We start from the raw sequence: 400 nt of genomic DNA, 5'->3' as shown, positions 1-400 counted from the left end.
GACCACCCTGACCCACGAACCGCAGGTGCTCGGCCAGAGCGCCCACATGTGGTCGCGAACCTCGTTGCGCCCCAGCGATGTCGATGTCGCCGAGCTCTATGAAGGATTCAGCTTCAACTGCCTGTCCTGGCTGGAGGGGCTTGGCTTCTGCGGCATCGGGGAGGCCAAGGACTTCCTCGACGGCGGCCACAACATCGCCCGCGACGGCGTCATCCCGCTCAACACCCACGGCGGGCAGCTCTCGCACGGCCGCACCCACGGGATGGGCCTCATCCACGAGGCTGTCACCCAGCTACGCGGCGAGGCCGCTGAGCGCCAGGTGGCCGACGCGCGCGTCGCCGACAGTGCGCGCACCGAAGTGGAAGTGGAGGCAGGTTGATGCGAGTCGGATTTATCGGGC

The 400-nt window shown here is 67.8% G+C and carries 1 protein-coding gene; it reads left to right on the top strand.

The genetic code is table 11. The annotated features are described in order from the left end of the window. Positions 1 to 379: thiolase C-terminal domain-containing protein (locus RM779_RS33445; protein WP_394813459.1), on the top strand; the 379-nt coding region annotated here is incomplete at its 5' end. Positions 380 to 400: the final 21 nt, after the last annotated feature.

Source organism: Streptomyces johnsoniae, from assembly GCF_031845565.1.
Taxonomy (GTDB): Bacteria; Actinomycetota; Actinomycetes; order Streptomycetales; family Streptomycetaceae; genus Streptomyces; species Streptomyces johnsoniae.
Note: the sequence above shows the minus strand (reverse complement) of the source record. Positions and strands in the feature narration are given on the sequence as shown.